Source organism: Bifidobacterium sp. ESL0827 (assembly GCF_052606685.1).
This window is the reverse complement of record NZ_CP199597.1, coordinates 1,766,078-1,782,008: the sequence shown is the minus strand read 5'-3', so window position 1 is coordinate 1,782,008 and position 15,931 is coordinate 1,766,078. Positions and strand designations below refer to the sequence as shown.

The 15,931-nt window shown below is 54.3% G+C and carries 11 protein-coding genes and 1 tRNA gene; 7 read left to right on the top strand and 5 right to left on the bottom strand.

Annotated elements, in window-relative coordinates:
* The first annotated feature begins 67 nt into the window (after positions 1 to 67).
* The 5 genes from ACUIAI_RS07195 (at position 68) to ACUIAI_RS07175 (ending at position 5,291) form a co-directional block, all read left to right on the top strand.
* The gene (locus ACUIAI_RS07195) at positions 68 to 1,228 is read left to right on the top strand and encodes a DNA polymerase III subunit delta' (protein WP_445341993.1); all 1,161 of its coding nucleotides are present in this window, start codon (positions 68 to 70) and stop codon (positions 1,226 to 1,228) included.
* Between the two features lie 74 nt (positions 1,229 to 1,302).
* Positions 1,303 to 1,875, top strand: a complete 573-nt coding sequence (locus ACUIAI_RS07190; RefSeq protein ID WP_445341992.1) for a YbhB/YbcL family Raf kinase inhibitor-like protein — start codon at positions 1,303 to 1,305, stop codon at positions 1,873 to 1,875.
* Between the two features lie 160 nt (positions 1,876 to 2,035).
* On the top strand, positions 2,036 to 3,562 hold the full coding sequence (locus tag ACUIAI_RS07185; protein WP_445341991.1) for a C69 family dipeptidase: 1,527 nt from the start codon (positions 2,036 to 2,038) through the stop codon (positions 3,560 to 3,562).
* A 39-nt stretch (positions 3,563 to 3,601) separates the two neighbouring features.
* Entirely contained in the window at positions 3,602 to 5,122 is a 1,521-nt protein-coding gene (locus ACUIAI_RS07180) for a formate--tetrahydrofolate ligase (protein ID WP_110413505.1), read from the top strand.
* Positions 5,123 to 5,217: 95 nt separating this feature from the next.
* Positions 5,218 to 5,291, top strand: a tRNA-Lys gene (locus ACUIAI_RS07175).
* Positions 5,292 to 5,441: 150 nt separating this feature from the next.
* On the opposite strand, the gene ACUIAI_RS07170 is transcribed toward ACUIAI_RS07175, so the two are convergent.
* The 4 genes from ACUIAI_RS07170 to ACUIAI_RS07155 all read right to left on the bottom strand — a co-directional run bounded on the left by ACUIAI_RS07170 (position 5,442) and on the right by ACUIAI_RS07155 (position 10,642).
* Positions 5,442 to 6,005 (bottom strand): Ltp family lipoprotein, encoded by a 564-nt coding sequence (locus ACUIAI_RS07170; protein ID WP_445341990.1) that lies wholly within the window; start codon positions 6,003 to 6,005, stop codon positions 5,442 to 5,444.
* Between the two features lie 709 nt (positions 6,006 to 6,714).
* A complete protein-coding gene (locus tag ACUIAI_RS07165; RefSeq protein WP_445341989.1) occupies positions 6,715 to 7,788 on the bottom strand; it encodes a LacI family DNA-binding transcriptional regulator in 1,074 nt (357 codons plus the stop codon).
* Between the two features lie 214 nt (positions 7,789 to 8,002).
* The gene (locus tag ACUIAI_RS07160) at positions 8,003 to 9,322 is read right to left on the bottom strand and encodes an MFS transporter (protein ID WP_445341988.1); all 1,320 of its coding nucleotides are present in this window, start codon (positions 9,320 to 9,322) and stop codon (positions 8,003 to 8,005) included.
* Positions 9,323 to 9,370: 48 nt separating this feature from the next.
* On the bottom strand, positions 9,371 to 10,642 hold the full coding sequence (locus tag ACUIAI_RS07155; protein ID WP_445341987.1) for an MFS transporter: 1,272 nt from the start codon (positions 10,640 to 10,642) through the stop codon (positions 9,371 to 9,373).
* 322 nt (positions 10,643 to 10,964) lie between these two features.
* Here ACUIAI_RS07155 and ACUIAI_RS07150 point away from each other — a divergent pair, with 322 nt between their 5' ends.
* Positions 10,965 to 13,679: a family 78 glycoside hydrolase catalytic domain gene (locus ACUIAI_RS07150; RefSeq protein ID WP_445341986.1), complete on the top strand. Its 2,715-nt coding sequence runs from the start codon at positions 10,965 to 10,967 to the stop codon at positions 13,677 to 13,679.
* Positions 13,680 to 14,316: 637 nt separating this feature from the next.
* Here the strand turns inward: ACUIAI_RS07150 and ACUIAI_RS07145 are convergent.
* Positions 14,317 to 14,469: a hypothetical protein gene (locus ACUIAI_RS07145; protein ID WP_445341985.1), complete on the bottom strand. Its 153-nt coding sequence runs from the start codon at positions 14,467 to 14,469 to the stop codon at positions 14,317 to 14,319.
* A 93-nt stretch (positions 14,470 to 14,562) separates the two neighbouring features.
* Here ACUIAI_RS07145 and ACUIAI_RS07140 point away from each other — a divergent pair, with 93 nt between their 5' ends.
* Complete coding sequence (locus tag ACUIAI_RS07140) at positions 14,563 to 15,909, top strand: amidohydrolase family protein (RefSeq protein ID WP_445341984.1); 1,347 nt, start codon at positions 14,563 to 14,565, stop codon at positions 15,907 to 15,909.
* Positions 15,910 to 15,931: the final 22 nt, after the last annotated feature.

Genomic DNA, 15,931 nt, shown 5'->3' with positions numbered 1-15,931 from the left:
ATGATTCGGTTCCTGTAGGTTCCCGCGCTCGCTGGCTGCTCCGGCCCCGGCTCCTACGGAAGAGCCGATGAGCGTCTGGGACGCCATTGTGGGCCAGCAGCCCACGGTCGAGCTACTCAAGCGGACAGTGGCCGCTCAGGCGCAGGGTCATGACGAGGTAGCGCAGTCCTGGCTGATCTGCGGACCTCCAGGATCAGGGCGATCCAATCTGGCCCGAGCTTTCGCGGCGGCCTTGATCAGCTCTGACCAGGGATTGAGTGACCAGCCTACCCGCGTCACTCAGCAGGTCCTGGCCGGTACCCATCCGGATGTGACCATACTGTCAACCAACAACGTCACCATCGGTATCAACGAGGTCAGGGAGCTGATCATGGCCTCGGAGCAGATGCCTTCAACCTCGCGTTGGCGGGTCATCATCATCGAAGACGTGGATCGGATGCTGGAGCGAACCACCAATGTGCTGCTCAAGGAGATCGAGGAGCCGGCCGAACATACCATCTGGCTTCTGTGCGCACCCAGCGCCCAGGATGTGCTGCCCACCATCCGTTCACGGACCAGGGTCCTCAACCTGGCGGTGCCATCCAACACTGCAGTGGCCGATTTCCTGACTGATCAGGTGGGGGTGGACCGGCCCCTGGCCGCCAAGGCAGCTCGTCTGGCCCAGGGGCACATCGGCATCGCCCGCCTCTACGCTACTAGGGATCAGGTCCTGGCCGACCGTGATGAGCTTGTGGTAGGTCTGTTGGGCCTGCGGCGTGCTTCGGATGCTGTGATCCTGGCTGGCCGGGTGGTTGATGCGGCCCGGGATCAGGCCACCGCCACCGTGGACGATGAGGTGGCCAGGGACGAGCGGGAGTTTCGGCAGATCAACGGTCTCAGGGACAAGGAACGCATTCCCCGGCAGTTGCGTGGAGCCTACCATGCATTGGGGGGCAAGGATCAGGTCCGCCGGCGGGTTACCAGACTGACACGGGATGTGCTGGACCGCAACCTGAGCACCCTGGCCAGCGTCTACCGGGATGTGGGCGTCCTGCAGAACGGTGCCGAAGAGAAGGCTGGCTTGGTCAATTTGGAGAATCGGGCGGCTATTGCTGATCTGTCCGTCAGGCTCTCCAGACAGGGGGCCATCGATCGCATTCAGCTGATCGCCCGGGCTCGCAGGAGGCTGGCTGCCAATGGTTCGCCGCTCCTGGTCTTCGAGGCCCTCTTCTGCACCCTGCTGGTCTGAGTACGAACCAATTGCCGTAACTGTTGGTCAAGAATGAACTTGACCTCGTCGGCTGGGCGGGCGAGAATCGAATCATGAGGATTATCACTGATTTCGGCACTATTCCCGATCGGTACGCCAAGCGCGCCCCTCAGTCCCTTACTCGAAAGGGACGTCCCGTAGTTTCCTTCCCATTCCGGCTTGAGGATGTGCCCCAGGAGGCCCGCTACCTGCACTGGATGCTGGTGGATCCTGACTCCGTGCCCGTGTGCGGCTTTCCCTGGATCCACTGGTCCCTGGCCAACCTGCCCATCGAGGCTTTGCTCGCCTTGCAGCCTGAGGGGGCCGGAAGCTCCGCGCCGGCGATTCCTGAAGACTTCTCCAGAAATCTGTCTAATCTGATTCCCGGTGTGCCCCAAGGGCGCACCTCGGCAGCCTCGCCCCTGGTCATGGAAGAGGAGATCGCTGACGACCCTGCCGTGCTTATGCGTTACAACGGCCCCACGCCTCCGGATCGGGTTCATGACTATGTGCTGTCGGTCTGGGCCACACAAGAGTCTCTGCCCGGCCTGGAGGAGGGATTCTGGCTCAATGCCCTGGCACATGCCATCCATTCCGCCCAGCCGGTGGCCGCAGCAGCCCGGGCCTGGCTGCCAGCTGATGCCTGATCTGGTTGGGGCGGTCTAGCACTAGAGTGAGGCCATGCCCCAAGTGCGCAGACAGCCGTCATCCCTGCCTGCCCACGCAGTCGGGTGTAAAGGCATCCCCCGACTTCCGGACTGGTGATGACAGTTATTAGACCGCGATCAGACAAAGGAAGACGCTTATATGCCCTGCACCACGCTTCTGATAGGCAAGAATGCCAGTTACGACGGATCCACCATCATCGCACGGGATGAGGATTCGTCCAACGGAGAGTTTCGTCCCAAGCGCTTCGTATTAGTCGCTCCTGACCAGCAGCCGCGGCACTACCACAGTGTGATCAGCCACCTGGAGATAGATCTGCCCGACGATCCCATGCGCTATACCTCGGTGCCCGATGCTTTGCACAATCAGGGGCTCTGGGCTGCTGCAGGCGTCAACAGCGCCAATGTGGCCATGTCAGCCACCGAAACCATTACCACCAACGAGCGTGTGCTGGGTGCAGATCCGCTGGTTGAGCCCACCCCTGCCCAGGGCCGTCCCGGTGATAAGGGCTATCTGGCCGCGGTGCCTGGAGGCATCGGCGAGGAGGACTTAGTCACCATCGTCCTGCCCTATATCCACTCGGCTCGGGAGGGCGTCCGGCGGCTAGGCTCCCTGCTGGAGCGCTACGGCACCTATGAGATGAATGGCATTGCTTTCAGCGACGTGGACGAGATCTGGTGGATGGAGACTGTGGGTGGCCATCACTGGATCGCCAAGCGCGTGCCTGATGATTCCTATGTGACCATGCCGAACCAGCTGGGCATCGACGAGTTCGATTTGGACGATGCCTTTGGAGACCAGACCGATCACCTTTGCTCGGCTGACCTGCGGGAGTTCATCTCCGACAACTACTTGGACCTGTCCGTGGAGTCAGCTTCGCCCTTCAACCCGCGTGACGCTTTTGGATCCCACAGCGACTCGGATCATGTGTACAACACGCCTCGGGCCTGGTACATGCAGCGCTTCCTCAACCCCTATGACGAGATCTGGGACGGGCCAGATGCCGATCACACTCCCACCAGTGACAACATCCCCTGGTGCCGTCAGCCTGAGCGGCTGATTACCGTGGAGGATGTCAAGTACTTGCTCAGCTCCCACTACCAGGGCACACCCTACGATCCCTATGGGCGGACCGGCGACGAGCACACCAAGGGGCTTTACCGCCCCATCGGCATCAATCGCAATGACCAGCTGTCCCTGATCCAGCTGCGCCCCTACCAGCCTGAATCCTGCCGGGCTATCCAGTGGATTTCATACGGGTCCAACGCCTTCAATGCCCTGGTTCCCTTCTATACCAATGTGGATCGTACGCCCGACTATCTGGCCAACACCACGGGCCAGGTCTCCACCGACAGCCTCTACTGGTCCGACCGTGTAATCGCAGCCTTGTGTGACTCGGCTTTTGCCGGCACTTTGGCGGCCGTCGAACGCTACCAGCAGAGCGTTGGCGCTGAGGGTCATCGCATGATCGCCTCCGCAGATGAGCAGGTGGCCCGTTTGGAAGGCGCCGATAAGGGCACCGACAACCCCGAGGTTCGCCAGGTGCTGGAGGCTGCCAACAAGGACATGGCCGACCGTCTGCGCAAGGAGACCGACGACCTGCTGAGCCAGGCGCTCTACACGGCCAGCATGGGCATGCGCAACGGCTACCATCTGTCCGACAACTGAGCCATCCGATTGACAAGGATCATAAAGGAGGAGAGCCTCATGACGGGCTTTGACGATTACGTCAGGCCATACGGTCTGTTTGACAAGATCGATGCCTTCGGCTACCTGAAGGATCTGCAGGATCATCCGGATATGCCGCGCAAGCATGGCCGGGTGCTGCTTGTTACCGCAGACACCCCGCTGAAGGCATCGCGTGGCGAGGGCAAGACCACCACCACCATCGCCCTGATTGACGCTCTGCGTGCCAGGGGAGTGGATGCTGCTGCCGTCCTGCGTCAGCCCAGCATGGGCATTACCGCTGCCGGGTCCAAGGGTGGCGCCTCCGGCGGCGGCAAGTCCTCCCTGACTCATCCTGAGCTGGTGGATTGGGGCCTGTGCGGGGAGATGGCGGCCATCGAATCCGCCCAGAACCTGCTGGTCTCCTTTGCGGAGAAGGCTGTGGACGAGGGTCGGTTGGACACCGTCCTGGTGCCCCGAGTCAGCGAGGTGCCCTCACGGTCCCTGCGGCAGATCACCGTGGACCGAGGCAAGGGCGATCTGCCTGAGCGGACCGTTCTGACGCCAACCTGCGAACTCATGCAGATAGTGGTCCTCTCCCGGAGCATGGAAGAGATCGAACAGCGTGTGGCTGCCATGGTCGCGGGGACCCTGGATGGCCGTCCGGTCACCTTCGGAGAGTTTGTAGACCTGTGGCGGATCACCGGCATCCTGACCGATGCAGTCAAGCCTGCTTTTACTCAGACCCTGGAGGGTTCTCCGGTCTATGTACATGGCGGGCCATTCGCCAACGTTTCCATCGGCATTCCCAGCCTGGTGTCCGTGGAGATGGCCTGCGCCCGGCACGACGTGGTCGTCGTCGAGGCGGGCTACGGAGCGGATGCCGGTGCCCAGAAGTGGCTGGACATCGCCGCCCGTGAGTATGGTGCCCAGTGGCCGGCCGCCGCCGTGGTCGTCACCCGTGCCACCACCTGGCGGGACGATCCCAAGCTGAGCTGGCGCTATCCTTTCCACGTGCACCGTCTGGAGGGACTTGGCATCCCCACCTTCCCGCTGATCAACCTCTGGGAGGGCGAGGACGACCAGGTGGATTCCTTGCGGGAGACCGCCAACGGCTTGGGCTTCCGCAAACCCATCGCAGGCAACCTCTTCCGTGACGGGGGAAAGGCCCTCGAGCCTCAGCTAGAAGATCTGATTAAGGCCCTGCGGGAGCCCGCGAAGACCCAGGCGGATACGGCCAGCCTGCATGATATGTCTGTACCGGATCGGATTCGCTGGATCGCCCAGAGTGCCTACGGAGTGCCTGCTGATCGGGTTGTTGAGCGTGAGGGCTTCCAGGACAGTCTCCAGGCGGCCTCCGATCTGTGCGGCAAGGCAGGCATCTCCATCGAGGATCTGGTGGTGGTGGCGGTCAAATCACCAGCCACCATGACTGACGATGACCGGGCAGATCAGGACAAGCGCACAGTCACCCTGAAGAAGGTCGAGGCCCATACGGGTGCTGGCCTCCTGCAGGTGAACCTGACCACCTCTTTGACCACGCCCATGCCCAAGATCGTCTGAGTGGGCCATACATGGATTCGGCAGACCTGTGACGCGCCGTGTTGCGGGTCTGCCGAAACCGTGTATAGTATCTACTTGGCTCTTGAAAGTGCCCTGCCCCTATAGCTCAGTTGGCTAGAGCAGCTGACTCTTAATCAGCGTGTCCGGGGTTCGAGCCCCCGTGGGGGCACAGAGTCAAAGCCCTACAGCCGTAATGGCTGCGGGGCTTTTCCTTTGTCTACCGCCAGCTCCACGATTTCGGTTTTGTTGGATATTCGTTGGATAAAAGTACCCGCAAAAGAAAAGCCCCGCCGAAGCGGGGCCAATCAGTAACAGGTAGTTACTGATTCAGATGCTGAACTGCGTACGCTGCTTCGTCTTGGGTGAACTGGTCCGCCTCGCTTGTCAGCTGCTGTTGGATAGCGGCAGGACTCATGTTCATTGTCTGCTGATACGTCTTCGCCTTGGCAAGTGCATTAGCGTTGTAGTCTGCCTGTAGGTTGTCCACGGCGTACTGTGCGGCCTCTGGCTTGAACTGGTCTGCCTCGCTGGTCAGCTGCGCATAGATGCCCTGTTTGCTCATGTGCATCATTCCCGAGTAGGTTTTCGCCTTGGCCAGCGCCGACTTATACTCCTGTGGCACGTCAGGCGTAGCGGGAGCCTGCGAGGCCTTTGCAGTGTCCTCGGTCTTGTTCTGCTGCTGCGAGGTAGTGGCAGCACTTGATTTAGGGGTGCTGCTTGCCGTGCTGCCGCCAGAGGTTGATGATACGGCACTGACGATTATGACGGCAAGTACGACCACTATCCAAAACCAGGCCCTCTTATAGATCGGCTTTTTCTTTTTGGCTGGCTCCGGAGCTGGCATTGGCGCTGGCGGCTGTGGTATCTGTTCGGCATGAGACATGGTTTCCCCTTCTTTTTGTCTTCAGCGACTATCAGCAGACTACCAGCAAGCCATGAGCTGCATAGTTTCCTGGACGTTATCTGAATTTCAGATGTAACGAACGTTTAAAGTAAGCGATGTGAAGGCAGACGCATTTTGTCTAACTCAGCAATCGTTTGACGCTAGGCAACAGAAGGCTTCTCAAAGATTGTTTGAGAGGTCGAGATCACAACAGTACCAGCTGATGTATCGTTTGTCACCTCATGTGCGTTCGGTACAGTGGTCCAAGTTACAGGGCAGAGCCGCCTCGCACACGGCATGACCTAGGAGCCAGATCTCGGTGTGCTACCGCAGACTTACCAAATGCGTGTCAGCTGTTGGGAAGTTAGTGTTTGTTCCCCGTGTATGATCATTTGTTAACGGCGTGGATTTCAAACAGTTGATGTTGCTTTCAGAGTTTTCAGTGCCTTTCGTCGATCCGCGTTCCAGTCTTGGATGCTGGCGCTTGCACAAATGAAACTGGTGACGTCCATTCATGCTTTCATGCAGCTTTTCATACTTGAAATATGGAAAGTTATTGATCAGGTACTGAAAGATCTGTCTGGATAAGTTGGGTAGTAGATTTATGCCTCATTCATTTCAATCTTTAAAGCACGGATTTTTATTTCTATTGTGCTTTGTGATTGTTAGCGCCATAAAGGCCAGTTGGTTTGTGGCGACTGTGGCGGCATTACCGATGAAGAGGCTGATGTATAGATGAGTTGATCAATGCCAAGTTCTTCGCCGCGTCGTTGTGGGCTTGGCGGCCGATCGTACTTTCGCGGATGAGAAGGTGTACGGGGTTGACGATAGTGGAATGTTGGTGGTGCTCTGAGTTGATCTCGTCCAAAAGCAGATGAACGGCTTGTACTCCAATATCAAAACCGGTCGGAACAATGCTGGTCAGCGGCATGGATCCGCACCAAGCCATGGGATTGCCGTCACATCCCATGACCGCAATGTCTTCGGGTACAGAGCACCCAGTAGAGAGAATTCCTTCAATGACACCTGCAGCGAGTACATCAGTCATCCCGATGATGAAATCCGGTCGGTCCTGCTGCTGGCGTGAAGCCAGCTGTTTGCCGATTTCGTATCCTGCTTTAGGATCGCGCCAATCGTAAGCATCTATACTTTCCAGAATCATCTCCGGATAGTTCCGGATTTCCTCTCTCATGCCCTGCATTCTTAAATACAGAGTCTGAATATCATCGCTTGATGTAACAACCGCCAGATGATGACGATGGAGGTTAGCTGCATGCTTGATGGACAAGACCCCAACTCGTATGTTGTCGGCTCCGACGAAGCACCCGTCGTTAGGACTGCCCAAGTAATCGGTTATGACAGACGGCACAGATAATTTGTAGCCAGGTTTCCAATGATTCTTGGGCCGTGGGGTCAGGATCAGCCCGCTCATTTGAATGCCTTGGAAGAAATCTATGTAATGGTCGTTGATGACATAATCGTTGTCGGCACTGGCTATAAGTAAATCGAATCCCACTTTTTTGGCAGCTTCATATGCGCCATTTGCTATACCTAAAGGAAGTCCATGATCCAGCCCAGTAACCAATAAGCCGAATACTGGTTCTTTCTGTCCTGCCAAAGCAGAAGCATAACGATTGCGAACATATCCTAAGTCACTGATAGCCTCTGAAACAGCTTCTCGAGTGTCTGGAGACAGTTTTTCCGGATGGTTGAACATATTCGATACCGTGCTGATTGACACACCTGCACGACGCGCGACATCGGCGATAGTAGCTTGCTTCATACGTATTTATTCACGCATCCTTTGTAGGATAATATCCAGTGCCAACTCTGATTTTTATAGCATAAAAATGAGCAATAAAAGCGATGCAATACCGTGATATGCCTTAACAGGCCTAGGACCAAGATACATAAATGGTCCTAGGCCCGCTTTTGTTGTCACAAAGTTAACTATAGTTCTCCGTGAGAATGGGTTATGGACATCAAAAAGGAATCTCTTATCCTTCTAAGGCCTCCTTGTCTTGCTTAAGACTTTCGGAGTCAATACGCGCTGCATCTGTTCCATACTTGGCTTGGAAGTGAATCATTAAGATCCCGGCCACCATGCTGATTGCGATGATCCCAACGAACATCCACATAGTTCCCTTGATTCGTTCAGGCATGACCAGCATCGGGGTGATCATAGCGAATAGCGCACAAAGGAAACGGGATAATCCATTGATGATGCCCTGGATACTGGCACGCACTGAAACGGGGAAAGATTCCTGAGTCCATACCTTGTACATGGCCTCTCCTGCTATGCCGCCTCCGATGGCATTCAAGGTGACACCAAGAAGGATGAACCAGACAGTGCTGCCGAAAGCGGCGATGATGCTGATGGCAAGCATGTTCAGAATGGACCCGGTAATGAACCAGATCTTCCTGTGAGGGCCGCTAACCCATTGTGTGGCAAAGAGGGACATGATTACACCAACTATGTTGGTGAAGATGCCCAAACCAGTTGCCAGAGTTTGACTTGCCTTAGCTTGTACGAACATAAAAGTCTGGAACTGGCCGAAAGTGTTGGCTAGGAGATTCCAAGCCAAGTAAAAGACCAAGATCGACAGGAAGAAGTACAGGTATTGGCGCTTACGACCAAAGAGGAATTTAGCTACTGATACCTTGGTGGTTTTAGATCCCTCTTCGCCTAGAGTTTGCAGGCGCTCGTCGGCTTCCTTATGAAAGAGACGAAATGTTCGAGATGTGGTGCGCCAAACCCAAGCGATGATGGCCAAGGTCGCAAGGATAAGGAAGACGATGCGGGCGCCGTTCACTGCCATAGCTGATACGATAAAAGCGCAAACGTAGGAGATGAAAATACCTATTTGCCAGAAAATTTGCGTGGAAGAGACCAGCTTTGCCTGGGCTTCGCTGTTAGGCGCGTCATGGGAGATGACTGCCAGAGAGACTGGCAGATCTGTTCCTGAAGCAACTCCAGTGATGACTACGCCTATTAGAAGCATCCAGTAGTTGGCTGAGAAAGCGCAGATCAAAGCGCCGATGGCGTAGATGGCATTGATCCAGTTAAAGATTAGTACTCGTCCTACGGAGTCAGCTATACGACCACCAAAGATGGAGCCAAAGGCTATAGCGAAAGTTAGGGCCCCAGAAATGATGCCTACTTGGCCTACGTCGAGTTTCAGGCCTTGTTGCCAGACCGTGATTGTAGCGCTCAAACCTACAATGATGCCTGAACCTAACAGGGAACCTATGCCGCCTGCATAAGCAAGTGGGGCGTATCTGCGGAATTTTTCTTTGTTTACTTCTGTGCTGTTCATTGATGCATACCTTTCTTCTTTATGCATTGAGTTCTTTATTCAGGTGATCTATTGGGCAGAAGGAGAATCTAAACCGTGGGACCTTATGAAGTGGAGAAGAGCGATCGCTGTAATATATGCCAAGCACATACAAACGACCAGCGTCCAAAGCAGAGCCGACTTGGATGCCTCCATGATGGCCGGGGTCGCCAAAGCAAAGATGGCTGTGATAGTGCGAACTACAGCATACGAAAATCCAGTGGCCGTAGCTCTGGCATTGACCGGGAAGAGTTCTTGGCTCCAAATCTTGTAGAGAGGTTCGCCATGCAGGACGTTACCGCAGGCATATACGAAATAACAAATGGTGAAGATCAGCCAGGAAGAGCTGCCGAGGGCGGAGATGGCCAGGGCAGCTATAGTTAGTATCATTCCTATGTGCATCATGGTGTACCGTCGTGGGCCATCGGCGAATTTCATATAGATGAAATAGAGCACCAAGGCGCTAACGATGTTGGCTGTGAATGCGATGACTGTCGAGAAGGCTTGACTGCGGCCTCCGGCTTTAACTAGGTAGTAGTTTAGGAAAGAGCCGTATGTGTTGGCGGGCAAATTCCAGAATAAATAGAATAATGTAAGGCTGATTAATGGAAGCAGGTACTTGGTCTTGGTTAGGAGCTGGCTCAGGGGATATGCATGAGAAGTTGCATTCCTCTGAACATCATTCTTCGTTTTCGCTTCCTTGGCGAGATCGATCTCCATGGTCTTGAAAGATCGGCTGAATACCCGCACCAGCCAAGTAAGAAGGGCAATGACAGTCACCACAAGGAATAGGATGGTGATGCCCAGCTCACCTATGCCTGAGACCAAGAAGCCGATCCCTTGGGAGATGATAATGCCGGCAGTCCAGAAGATCTGCGTAGAGGAAATGACCCTGCCTTGGTGATCAGGCGGTATTCTTTCAGATATAACTGCGAGTGAAGTTGGTAAGTCTGCTCCTGAAGCCAAGCCAGCGATGACTAGACCAAGTATCAGAGTTTTCGTGTTCGGAGCTAGAGCGATGAGTATGGAACCTATGGCTACGAACAGGATATCCAGGTTGAAAACTCGTATCCTTCCAAAGATGTCAGAGAGTCTACCTCCAAAAAAAGAGCCAATGCCGATGGAGATTGTGAGGAAAGTGCTCAGAGCCCCAGTCCACCAGGCATCCAGGTCGAAGTGCGTCTGCCATGACGACAAGGAAATGCCTACGGATACGATCAGGGCTGCATCCATGTAGGAGGCAATGGCTGCATTAAAGGTTAACCGCCAGTAGCGGGCATCCAGTTTGCTGTGCTCAATCACCGTTGAACCATCTCTTTCCGTTTGGCTACTGGGAACGACAGCTGTTCTCTTTGAACCTGTTATCCCCTCTTTGGGATCCGTTATTAGAACGCTTTAATAATGTATGGTAATTATGAGTTTGTCAAATCTATATTTGGGTGTTTGATCCATGCTGCAGTCATCTACATAGCCGAGATGAACGTTAGATAAGTGAAAATAGCACTCATATTCACGTATTTCTGGTGGAAGTTCGCAAAAGCTGCTTGCAAAAATAGGCAATAAGTACTATATGTTGTTCGTATTGAAGCGCTTTAATAATTCACTCTTCTAAAACAAGATTTGGTTGACCTCCCAAGGATGGGAAATCGACCGGCAAGGAAAGGGATTGACGAAAATGCCAGTTGAGTCGAAAAAACGAATCACTGAGAGCAAACCGATTGAAACTGTCATGTTTGAGCATATGCACGGTAACGTTCTTGGATCGGGACAACGAGAACCTAGGATTTCTTGGGTGTATCGGCATGAGCTGTATGAAGACAAAGTCGCTGGTGCACAAATTCGGATCCGTAGAGCTAAGCCCGGCGAAGAAACCAGGGAGGAAATAATCGGGGTGGATTACCGGGGCAATCATCTGCACGCTTGGCCTGTAGAGCCCCTTGAATCACGTGAGCGAACTTCAGTTGCGGTCCGCTTGGTGGATAATAAGGGCCAAGCATCAGCATGGAGCGACGAGGTAAGCCTGGAAACGGGCATTCTCGAGGCTGGGGATCGTCTCGGTGCCATGGTGGGGCCTGGCTGGTATGAGAGCACTACAGACTGGCGACATGCGCCCTTGATGAGGAAGGAGTTTGAACTTAAGGCTAAGCCGGCATCGGCCCGTCTTTACTTGACGGCTTATGGCTTGGTCGAGGCTGAGATCAACGGCAGAAAGGTCGGAAGCGATATCCTTACCCCGGGATGGACATCCTACGATGACCGTCTTTTGTATTGGACTTACGATGTTACCGATTATCTTCAGAATAAAGGCAACGCTTTGGGCCTGTGGTTGGGTGATGGATGGTATCGTGGCAGGCTGGGCTTCCGCGGAGGTAAAGTCAATATCTATGGCGATAGACTAGGCGCTTATGCTCAACTGAACGTAACTTATGCCGATGGTAGCGAAGATGTGATAGTCACTAATGCCTATGACAAGACATGGAAGGCGCACAAAGGACCGATTGTCAGCAGTGGTCTGTGTGAAGGCGAAGAGTATGATGCGCGTCTAGAGGAACAGGGTTGGTCTGAACCGGGATTTGACGATGCGAACTGGGAGCCGGTGGCTGAACTTCCACTCGATGTGGATAAGCTGACTGAGCCCATCGCTCCGGCTGTCAGAGAGATTGATCGGCACCGGCCAGTCAGTATCCAGCAGCATGGCGCGCATGCCTACCTGATAGACATGGGTGTCAACTGTACTCAGCGTCTGCGTTTCAAGATCCATGGGTTCAATGTTGGACAGTCGTTTACTGTTCAGCATGCCGAGGTATTGGAGGATGGCGAGCTGGCTACTGCTCCATTGCGGCGCGGTCACCAGATAGATAGGTATACCTCGAATGGGGAGGATACGTTCTGGGAGCCCAGGTTCACCATTCATGGGTTCAGGTATGCCCTCGTCGAGGGATGGCCAAGCGATCTGGAGCCAGATGATGTGGTTGCGATTGCCTACGGATCTGATCTTGAACGTACCGGATGGCTCGAGACCTCGGACGAACGGGTCAATCAGCTGCACGACAACATCGTGAGGTCCATGAATTCCAACTTCGTCAGCATCCCAACAGATTGTCCGCAGCGCGATGAGCGTTTGGGTTGGACAGGAGACATTGCGCTCTTTGCTCCAACCGCTGCAATGCTCTTTGACGTGGAAGGTTTCCTGTCAAGCTGGTTGCATGATCTTAATGTGGAAACCGATAAGTTCGGGAGCGTCCCCTACTATGTGCCGTACTTCCCCTTAGGCGAGTGGCAGACCCCCAAGGTTCAGGCTTTGGCGATTTGGGGAGACTCTGCTGTACTGGTGCCTTGGGCCATCTACATGGATAGTGGTGACAAGGTGATGCTGGGCAAACAGTACAATCTCGTAGTTAAGTGGATCGAAGAGGTCTCCGGGTATCTGTCTCCGGATGGGGTATGGGACAGAAGGCCGGGCATTGTTTATGGTCAGCTTGGTGACTGGCTTGATCCAACAGCTCCGCCTGACGACATGGCTAAGGCACTCACCGCCAAGGAATTGGTGGCAACGGCTTACTTTGCACGGAGCGCTCGTTTGGCTTCGAAGATGGCTTCTGATCTTGGCCTGGTGCAGTATCAAGACAAATATGCGGAGTTGGCGGATCATGTTAAGGACGGCTTCATTTCGCGATTCGTCGGTGAAGACGGCCTCATGACTTCTGATACTCAGTGCGCCTATGCCTTGGCTATACATTTCGGGCTTTTAGACGATCATTCGGATCTTAAGAAGTTCGCGGGTCGGCGTCTGGCTCAGTTGGTGCGGGATAGAGACTATACCGTGGGTACTGGATTTGCTGGAACGCCTTACATCCTCCCTGCTCTGACAGAAACTGGACACCTCGAGGAGGCATATCGTCTCTTTCTATCGGACAAGTGCCCTTCTTGGCTATACCAAGTTTCTATGGGAGCCACCACCACCTGGGAGCGTTGGGATTCCATGCTGCCCAACGGAAAGGTGAATTCAGGAGTGGGAATGACCTCCTTCAACCATTACGCTCTCGGATCTGTTGCCGAATGGATGTACTCTACTCTTGGCGGTTTGGTGATGTCCAGCCCAGGTTGGCATAGGTTTAAGATCGCCCCCAAGCCTTGGGGCCCTATCAAGGATGCGCATGTGGTCCATAAGACAGCTTTGGGTACTATCGACTTGACGTGGAAGTATAAGGCCGATGAGGGCAAGCTGTTCATTGATGCCGCTATTCCTGAAGGCAGTTCCGCTTTAGTCGAAGTGGGTGAGTATTCCAATTGCATACATGCAGGAATGCACCATCTGGTATATGAATATAAGAGTTAAAAAGTTGGCTTTTTGCTAACCACCGCCTCGGATGTCGTTTTATCGGTCTGGGGTGGTGGTCTTTTGTTGCGTTTTGAATTAGCCGCTAGTAGGTAACTAGCGTGAAAAAATCTGCATGGATCAATGTGCCGATGACAACTGTTAGCAGCCCAGCAGGCTTAATGGCTCAATAATAAAAGCATATTGATGTGGAGAATTTTATTAGCAAATAATTATATATGTTTATTATATTATTTGTAGATGTAAGTTTGATGAGGCCCAGAAATGTTCGTCTTTCTGAGCATCACCTGATAAACCAATATCCAATATGATGCTTATTTCATGCAAAATAAGGAGTAATCTGCGGAACAAGTGATTCCCCTGGAAACAATGCCGCACCAGAACGTCGAAACTCAACTGACCAAAAGCTGCAGGGATACATTTGCACATCGCTGGTCATTTGATAGGAGTTGATCCCGTCTACGGGACTCTATACAGATGAGATATTAGTTATTGTTAAATACTGGCTTGGTTGAAGTTAGGTCGTCGTCTATTGCAAGGCTATTTTTTCATAGATTCAACTTATCTCGATGTCTTCAAGTCGCGGGCGGAATTCGGCATAACTAGTCACACTCTTTTAAACTCTTAAGTCGGGTTGTCACCGACAGCGTGCCTGAGTCGAGATGATGCCTTCCTGTTCAGGCAGATGGGGGCGGTCTCTGGCGAAGTTCTCGAATCCTCGCTGCTTGTTGGACGCCCCTCGGTGCCAATGTTCGGGGATGTTGACTTTGGGTCCTTGCTTGTATGTCAAGCTTGAATGGTTCGTCCTGGAGTGGATACTATTAAACATATATGTCCGGTTCCTCGTAATGAGTGCATCGGAAATGGGAAGGCAGGTACGACCATGGGGCGTCTTCAAGGCAGGAAAGAGCGCGAGCCATTTGTGCTCGAGCATGCCAGTATCGCGACCGGCGATGAAAAAGGCACAGTCCAGAAGGATATGTCTGTTCTGGTGTCCGCGGATGGCCGGATCGAGCAGGTCTGCCCGACCCCTCTGGCCTACGTGCCTTCCGGATATCACCGGATCAACGCTACGGGCAAGTTTGTGGCGCCTGGACTCATCAATGCCCATACCCATCTCTTTGCTGACGGCAAGCCTCTGTCCGGCGGTACGGACCTGTCGCCGCGTGTGGTCGATGCCGGTTTGAAGGTAGTGCACAGTCCTGCCGGCAAAGTCCTTATGGATGCCAAGATCAAGGGCAACGTTTCCACGCTGTTGAACTCGGGAGTAACAACCATTCGTACCCTGGGTGATGTGGGCTATGAGGCGGTTCGCCTGCGCGACAAGATTGATGCCGACGAGCTGACCGGCCCGCGTATGCTGGCTGCCGGCCCCCTCCTGGCGATTCCCGGAGGACATGGCGATCCCTTCATCGCTCTGTCCTGCTCCTCTCCAGAAGAGGCCAGGCGTCGGACCAGGGAGAACCTGGATCATGGGGTCAATGCCATCAAGGTGGCCGCGACCGGCGGTGTCACCGATGCCACTAAGCTTGGCGAGGCCGGCAGCCCGCAGATGACCGAGGAGGAGATGGCCGCCGTCTGCGATGAGGCCCATGAGTTTGGTGTGCTGGTCGCAGCGCATGCTCAGAGCCCCGAGGGTGTCAAGGCCGCTCTCAAGGCAGGCGTTGATACTATCGAGCACGGCAGTGCTCTCGACGACGAGATGATTGGGCTCTTCCTTGACAATCCGCGCTCGCTTCGTGGTTTCTCTGCTCTGGACCCCACCCTGTCCGCTGGGTTGCCGCTGGTCAAGATCAGCCAGCAGGAGCTGGGAATCAATGACATAGTTCGCGGCAACTCCGAGCTGGTAGTCGACGGTATGGTCAAGAGCGCCAAGCAGGCTCATGAGAATGGTATTGCCGTCGGCGTCGGCACAGACACCGGCATGACCTTTGTGCCCCAGTACGGCACTTGGCGAGAGCTCGACTATCTGGTGCGGTACGCTGACTTCACCCCGGCTCAGGCCTTCCACGCTGCCACTCAAGTCAATGCCCGAAACCTGGGCTTTGATAATGTCACTGGTTCGGTCGACACGGGCAAGGATGCGGATCTGATTATCCTTGACGAGGACCCTGCCAAGAATGTGCGGACTCTGGCTGATCCCAAGCTGGTCATCGTTCGTGGCAAGCCAGTCTGGCGGCCTGAGGTGAAGCACTTCGAGGAGATCGATCGCCTGCTCGACAGCTTCTGATCATTTGCTTTGCGCGATCATT

Excerpts from the sequence above, each read along its gene's own strand:
- ACUIAI_RS07180 (WP_110413505.1), top strand. The coding sequence starts at position 3,602 with ATGACGGGCTTTGACGATTACGTCAGGCCATACGGTCTGTTTGACAAG.
- ACUIAI_RS07165 (WP_445341989.1), bottom strand. The coding sequence starts at position 7,788 with ATGAAGCAAGCTACTATCGCCGATGTCGCGCGTCGTGCAGGTGTGTCA.
- ACUIAI_RS07170 (WP_445341990.1), bottom strand. The coding sequence starts at position 6,005 with ATGTCTCATGCCGAACAGATACCACAGCCGCCAGCGCCAATGCCAGCT.
- ACUIAI_RS07190 (WP_445341992.1), top strand. The coding sequence starts at position 1,303 with ATGAGGATTATCACTGATTTCGGCACTATTCCCGATCGGTACGCCAAG.
- ACUIAI_RS07140 (WP_445341984.1), top strand. The coding sequence starts at position 14,563 with ATGGGGCGTCTTCAAGGCAGGAAAGAGCGCGAGCCATTTGTGCTCGAG.
- ACUIAI_RS07160 (WP_445341988.1), bottom strand. The coding sequence starts at position 9,322 with ATGAACAGCACAGAAGTAAACAAAGAAAAATTCCGCAGATACGCCCCA.
- ACUIAI_RS07195 (WP_445341993.1), top strand. The coding sequence starts at position 68 with ATGAGCGTCTGGGACGCCATTGTGGGCCAGCAGCCCACGGTCGAGCTA.
- ACUIAI_RS07185 (WP_445341991.1), top strand. The coding sequence starts at position 2,036 with ATGCCCTGCACCACGCTTCTGATAGGCAAGAATGCCAGTTACGACGGA.